Source organism: Henriciella sp., assembly GCF_049649345.1.
In the GTDB taxonomy this organism is placed as follows: domain Bacteria; phylum Pseudomonadota; class Alphaproteobacteria; order Caulobacterales; family Hyphomonadaceae; genus Henriciella.
Genome location: NZ_JBARZC010000067.1, coordinates 1 through 6,055, shown reverse-complemented (window position 1 = coordinate 6,055; position 6,055 = coordinate 1). Strand labels below are relative to the sequence as shown.

7 protein-coding genes are annotated in these 6,055 nt (G+C 58.6%); all 7 read right to left on the bottom strand.

Going from position 1 to position 6,055, the window contains the following annotated elements; all coding sequences use genetic code 11:
• Positions 1-122: 122 nt before the first annotated feature.
• Positions 123-1,331 carry a 1-deoxy-D-xylulose-5-phosphate reductoisomerase gene (dxr, locus tag WA989_RS01650; RefSeq protein WP_424338790.1) on the bottom strand — a complete coding sequence of 403 codons (1,209 nt, stop codon included), beginning with the start codon at positions 1,329-1,331 and terminating at the stop codon, positions 123-125.
• Between the two features lies 1 nt (position 1,332).
• Entirely contained in the window at positions 1,333-2,157 is an 825-nt protein-coding gene (locus WA989_RS01645; protein ID WP_424338789.1) for a phosphatidate cytidylyltransferase, read from the bottom strand.
• 2 nt (positions 2,158-2,159) lie between these two features.
• Positions 2,160-2,867, bottom strand: coding sequence for a polyprenyl diphosphate synthase (uppS, locus tag WA989_RS01640; RefSeq protein WP_424338788.1), 708 nt, complete (start codon positions 2,865-2,867; stop codon positions 2,160-2,162).
• 56 nt (positions 2,868-2,923) lie between these two features.
• Entirely contained in the window at positions 2,924-3,478 is a 555-nt protein-coding gene (gene frr / locus WA989_RS01635) for a ribosome recycling factor (RefSeq protein WP_424338787.1), read from the bottom strand.
• A gap of 18 nt (positions 3,479-3,496) precedes the next feature.
• On the bottom strand, positions 3,497-4,234 hold the full coding sequence (gene pyrH, locus WA989_RS01630; protein ID WP_424338786.1) for a UMP kinase: 738 nt from the start codon (positions 4,232-4,234) through the stop codon (positions 3,497-3,499).
• A gap of 87 nt (positions 4,235-4,321) precedes the next feature.
• A complete protein-coding gene (gene tsf, locus WA989_RS01625) occupies positions 4,322-5,236 on the bottom strand; it encodes a translation elongation factor Ts (protein WP_424338785.1) in 915 nt (304 codons plus the stop codon).
• 31 nt (positions 5,237-5,267) lie between these two features.
• Positions 5,268-6,055: 30S ribosomal protein S2 (gene rpsB, locus WA989_RS01620; protein WP_424338784.1), on the bottom strand; the 788-nt coding region annotated here is incomplete at its 5' end.

Sequence of the window (6,055 nt, the reverse complement as noted above, 5' to 3'; positions counted from 1 at the left end):
TTCTGCAGCGGCGCCATAGGCCCGCCCGGCTAGGTAATGGCCATATTCGTGAACCACGACGACGATTCCCAGCAGGAAAACCAGACTGACAATGAAAATCGGGCCTTGGCTCAGCATGTCCATCATTGCGCTTCGCTCCTCATTTGGGCACCGGCTGCAGCAACCAGTTCATCACTCCGGCGTCTGCTCTCCTGATCGAGGGACATCACGTCGCCCAGACCGAGATCGCTGCCGGTTTTCAGGGATTGCGCAATATCCAGACCAAGTGCCTCTTCAACTATCCACCTTATGTCGAGAAAGCGGCATTTTCCTTCTAGAAAAGCAGATACAGCCACTTCATTTGCAGCATTCAGAACGACCGGCGCCGCCGGGCCCATATTCAGAGCATGCCGGGCCAGCCGAATGGAAGGAAAGCGCGTATCGTCCACTTTTCCAAACGTCAGCGACGCCCACTCGGCGAGATCCAGCCGTTTGACATCCGTGCTCAGACGCCTTTCTGGCCAGGACAAGGCGTGTGCGATCGGTGTGCGCATATCGGGCGTTCCGAGCTGCGCCAAAGTCGAGCCGTCTCGATATGCAACAAGTGAATGTATTACAGATTGCGGGTGGACCAAAACATCAATCCGGTCTTCAGGAAAATCGAACAGGTAGGAGGCCTCGATCAGCTCCAGCGCCTTGTTCATCAAGGTTGCGCTATCGACAGATATCTTGCGCCCCATCGACCAGTTCGGATGGGCGCAGGCTTCCTTGGGGGTCACGCGTTTGAGCTTTTCGGCCGGCGTCTCGCGAAACGGCCCGCCTGATGCGGTCAGAATGAGACGTTCGACGTCGCCGCCCCGCTCCATGACCTGAAACATCGCATTATGTTCTGAGTCAGTCGGAATGATCGCAGCGCCGCGGGCGGCGGCGACGGTTTTCAGCAGGCTTCCGGCGCAGACCATGCTCTCCTTATTAGCGAGGGCGACACTGTTTCCCGCATCAAGTGCGGCGTGCGAGGATTTCAAGCCGGCAATGCCCACAATAGCCGCCAGAACCCGATCGACTGGAATGCGCGCAACCTCTTCTAGAGCGTCGGAACCGGCCATGGGTTCGATCCCCGATCCATCCAGCGCCTCTTTCAAGTCGGCATAGAGGGCCGCGTCTGCAATGACCGCCCGTTTCGCTCCATACTTGATCGCGCGGTCAGCGAGGCTGTGGACGTCCTTATGCGCGGTCAGCGCCTCTATTTCGAAGTGTTCGCAATCCTCAGTGCGGTTGCAGTGATCGACAACGGCGAGCGCCGAGCTACCAATCGAACCGGTCGCGCCAAGAATGGTGAGCGTCCGCGCCATGCTAACCGTCCAGTCCCAATAGGCCGGGGAGCGGTTCAAACACGGTGAGAACCACCAGGCCAACTACGCATGCCATGCCAAGCCCGTCGACGCGGTCCATCACGCCGCCATGCCCTGGCAAAAATCCGCTTGTGTCTTTTACGCCGAAGCGGCGCTTGAGCGAGGACTCGAACAGGTCGCCCCATTGTGCGGAGACAGAGATGGCGATGCCGGCGAACAACCATGGTACACGCTCAGTATCGAGGATCCCGGCTGCAATCAGCCCGCAAAGCGCGCTGCATAAGACCGCCCCCAAGGCGCCACTCCAGGTTTTCGAGGGTGAATCTTTGGGTGACAGAGGCGGACCTCCAAACCCTTTGCCGGCAAAGTATGCTCCCGAGTCGGACGCCCAGACCGTACCCATGAGAATAAGAGCGGCCGCTTGCCCGTTCCAGTCGCCATCACGCAGCAGGAAAAGCGCCAGCGGCAAGCCTGCCGAGTAAAAGAGTCCAAAAGCCGCGCCAACCTTGTCGCTAACACTTGATGGGTGCAGCGCACCAACGACGGCGCCGCAAATGAGCAGAACGAGCGCGGCGAGCTCAAAGCCAGAAAACGTCGCCGCAATGGCTGGCAATGCAGAAAACACTGCTGCGAGCGGCATGTTTGGCGAGGCGGTCATGCGCGCCCATTCATACCCCATCACGGCGGCAAACAAGGCGCAGGAAAGGCCAAGGGCCGTACCGCCCTGCGAGACCACAAAAAGGGCAAACGGAATGAGTACCGCAGCCGACAGCAGCCGCAGGAGAAGTTCGCGGCTTTTGTGGCTTGCCGGAGCGGACGCGACCATTCTCAAGCCGCTCCGGTTTTCAGTCCGCCAAACCGCCGCTCTCTAGAAGCGAAATTCTCGATGGCCGAGAGCAGGCCGTCTTCGCCGAAATCGGGCCACAGGACGTCCAGGAAAACGAGTTCTGCGTAGGCCGCCTGCCAGACCAGAAAGTTACTGAGCCTGTGCTCTTCGCCGGTACGGATGATCAGATCCGGGTTTGGGTAATGCGCAGTATCCAGGGCCTCGCACATCACGTGCTCGGTGATGTCTGTCGGGTCGATCTTCCCGCGGCGGACTTCATCAGCGATCTTGCGGGTTGCCCGGACAATCTCTTCGCGCCCCCCATAATTGAATGCGATGCCAAGATGGAAGGCTGTATTGTCCGCAGTTTCCCTGACGGCCTTTTCAAGCAGCGCGCGGACATCATCCGGCAGCCCCTCCCGCGTCCCGAAAACCGAAATGCAAACCCCTTCACGCTTCAGCCTGGCGAGGTCCTGTTTAACGAAGGTCTTGAGGAGCGCGAACAGAGCGCTCACCTCCGCCATCGGCCGGCGCCAGTTTTCCGTCGAGAAAGAGTAAACAGTCAGATACTCGAGACCGAATTTCTGCGCAGCTTTTACGGTCCGCCGAAGCGCTTCGACACCCCGTTCATGCCCTACGGCTCTAGGCATACCGTGACGGGTTGCCCATCGTCCGTTGCCATCCATGATGATGCCGATATGTGCGGGCATCCCTGCGGCGTCCGCACGAATAGCAGATTCTCTGGAAGAGGCAGCAGACGGATTGGTCAAACCTGCATGATCTCCGCTTCTTTGTTCTTCACCATCTCGTCCACACGCGCGATGTGTGTGTCGGTCATTTTCTGGACATCGTCAGACAGACCACGGGCCTTGTCCTCGCTGATTTCGCCGTCTTTCTCGGCCTTCTTCAGCTGGTCCATACCGTCCCGGCGGACATTGCGAATAGCAACGCGGGCCGCCTCGGCATATTTGCCCGCAACCTTGGTCAATTCGACACGGCGTTCCTCATTGAGGACCGGAATCGGGATACGAAGCGTTGTGCCATCGGTCACCGGATTAAGACCGAGCCCGGCCTCGCGGACGGCTTTGTCGGCCGCTCCGACCACAGACTTGTCCCAGATGTTCACGGCAATTGTGCGCGCATCCAGCACCGAAACCGAACCCACCTGACTGAGCGGCATATCTGAACCGTAGGCGGGCACCATCACCGAATCCAGAAGGTTCACGGAAGCGCGCCCTGTGCGCAGGCCCTGCAGATCTGATTGAAGCGATGCCAGGGCGCCATCCATACGGCGTTCGAGGTCTTTTTTGTCTAGGCTCATAGTGTCTACTCTCGCATGTTACGAAATGACCGTCGATGTTCCCTTTCCAGTAAGGACATCCTGCAAGGCGCCCTTATTATGGAGAGAAAATACCACGATCGGTATGTTTGTGTCGCGCATGAGGCTGACGGCTGACGCATCCATGACACGCAAGTCCCGCGCGAGCACTTCCTGATAGCCGAGCTGGTCATAGCGCTCGGCATTTGCATCCTTCTTGGGATCGGCAGAATAGACCCCGTCGACCTGCGTGCCCTTGAACATGGCATCGCAATTCATCTCGGCTGCGCGCAGCGCTGCGCCCGTGTCTGTCGTGAAATAAGGATTGCCTGTGCCGGCCGCGAAAATAACGACCCGGCCTTTTTCCATATGCCGGATCGCCCTGCGCCTAATATAGGACTCACAGACCGTATTCATTGGAATGGCAGACTGAACGCGCGTCGGCACCCCGATCTGCTCAAGGGCGCTCTGCATGGCGAGGGCGTTCATTACGGTCGCCAGCATGCCCATTGAATCGGCCTGCGCGCGGTCCATGCCGTTCGCTGCACCTGCCAGACCCCGGAAGATGTTTCCGCCGCCAATCACAAGGCAAAGCTCTACGCCGGTTGCCTTCAGCGCGGTCGCAATTTCCTCAGCAAAAGTGAGGCAGGTCGGCATGTGGATTCCGAACTCCGAAGGCCCCATCAGGGCCTCGCCCGACAATTTCAAAAGAACGCGTTCGTAAACGAGGTCGTCTGATCTTTCGGTGTCTGCGGGCATATGGAACTCCTGGGCCGAATTGCTGGTAAAGGATTCCCGGCTGCCTGTCATGGGCAGCCGGGCTCTTTTGGATGCAATTACGGTGGCTTAGGAGCCAGACGTCATCGAGGCAACTTCTGCTGCGAAGTTGTCTTCAGCTTTCTCGACGCCTTCGCCGAGCGTGAAGCGCACAAAGCCGATCAGCTTTGCGCCCTGCTCTTCGATGAATTTGCCGACCGTCTGGTCCGGGTTCATCACGAATGGCTGCTCGACGAGGACAACTTCCTTGTAGAACTTGTTGAGCCGGCCCTCGATCATCTTTTCGATGACATTGTCGGGCTTGCCGCTTTCGCGGGCCTGATCGGTCAGCACCTGACGCTCGCGCTCGACCAGTTCCGGATCAAGGTCGGCCGTCGTTGCAGAGGCCGGGCTCGTGGCAGCCACATGCATGGCAACCTTGCGGCCCGCATCGGCGATCTTGCCGGCATCATCACCTTCGAGCGCGACCAGGACACCGATCTTGCCCATATTCTCAGCTTCTGCGCTGTGGACATAGGCCGCGACCTGGCCATTTGGCGCGTCAAGCTTTGCCGTGCGGCGCAGCGTCATGTTTTCGCCAATTGTCGCCACGAGTGCGGTAATCATGTCGCCTACAGTGCCATCGCCAGACGGGGCTGGAGCGGCTTTGACCGCCTCGACATCGCCATCAGTGGTCATGGCCACATCGGCAACCTGCCGGAGAGCCGTCTGGAACTTTTCATTGCGGGCAACGAAGTCGGTTTCAGCGTTAAGCTCAACGAGAACGCCGGACTTGCCATCGTCAGAAACGATCGCTGCGACGAGGCCGTCAGCAGCTGCGCGGCCTGATTTCTTGGCGGCCTTGGAGAGGCCTTTCGCACGCAGCCAGTCGATTGCGGCTTCCATGTCGCCATCGTTTTCCACGAGGGCTTTCTTTGCGTCCATCATGCCTGCGCCCGTGCGGTCGCGCAGGTCCTTGACCAGGGCGGCGGTAATCTGTGCCATCTCGAAGTTTCCTTCTGGATTGAGTTTTGTTTTAGCTTTCAGCCTTGACTTCTTTGTCGCCTGCTTCGGCCTTGTCAGCCGTTTCATCAGACGCATCGTCAGCCTTGGCAACATCGGCTGCAACCATAGCGTCCACGTCTTCGGCTTCGCCAAGGTCCATGTCGAGGCCGACAGAGGATTCTGCAAGACCATCCAGCACGGCATCTGCAACGAGGTTGCAATAAAGCGAAATCGAGCGGGCCGCGTCGTCATTGCCCGGGAACGGGAAGTCGACATCATCGGGATCGCAATTGGTATCGATCACGGCAACGACCGGAATACCAAGCTTCTTGGCTTCCTTGATCGCAATCGACTCCTTGTTCGTGTCGATCACGAACATGAGGCTCGGCAGGCCGCCCATATTGGCGATACCGCCAAGGGCGCGATCAAGCTTGTCGCGCTCGCGCTCAATGTTGAGAAGCTCTTTCTTGGTCAGGCCAGACGCATCCCGGTCGGACAGGACCTCATCAAGCTCACGAAGACGTTTGATGGATTTCGAAACGGTCGACCAGTTGGTCAGCGTGCCGCCGAGCCAGCGATGGTTCATGTAGTATTGGGCGCAGCGCTGCGAGGCTTCTGCGATCGGCTGAGCGGCCTGACGCTTGGTCCCAACGAACAGAACGCGGCCACCTTTTGCAACTGTATCGCGAATCTGGACCAGGGCCTGGTGAAGCAACGGAACCGTCTTCGACAGGTCCATGATGTGAATGCCGGCACGGTCGCCATAGATGAATTGCTTCATCTTTGGGTTCCAGCGATGTGTTTGGTGACCAAAGTGGA

Bases quoted from the DNA above. Each gene is read 5' to 3' on its own strand.
- pyrH (WP_424338786.1), bottom strand. From the start codon at position 4,234: ATGCCCGCAGACACCGAAAGATCAGACGACCTCGTTTACGAACGCGTT.
- WA989_RS01645 (WP_424338789.1), bottom strand. From the start codon at position 2,157: ATGGTCGCGTCCGCTCCGGCAAGCCACAAAAGCCGCGAACTTCTCCTG.
- uppS (WP_424338788.1), bottom strand. From the start codon at position 2,867: ATGCCCGCACATATCGGCATCATCATGGATGGCAACGGACGATGGGCA.
- dxr (WP_424338790.1), bottom strand. From the start codon at position 1,331: ATGGCGCGGACGCTCACCATTCTTGGCGCGACCGGTTCGATTGGTAGC.
- frr (WP_424338787.1), bottom strand. From the start codon at position 3,478: ATGAGCCTAGACAAAAAAGACCTCGAACGCCGTATGGATGGCGCCCTG.
- tsf (WP_424338785.1), bottom strand. From the start codon at position 5,236: ATGGCACAGATTACCGCCGCCCTGGTCAAGGACCTGCGCGACCGCACG.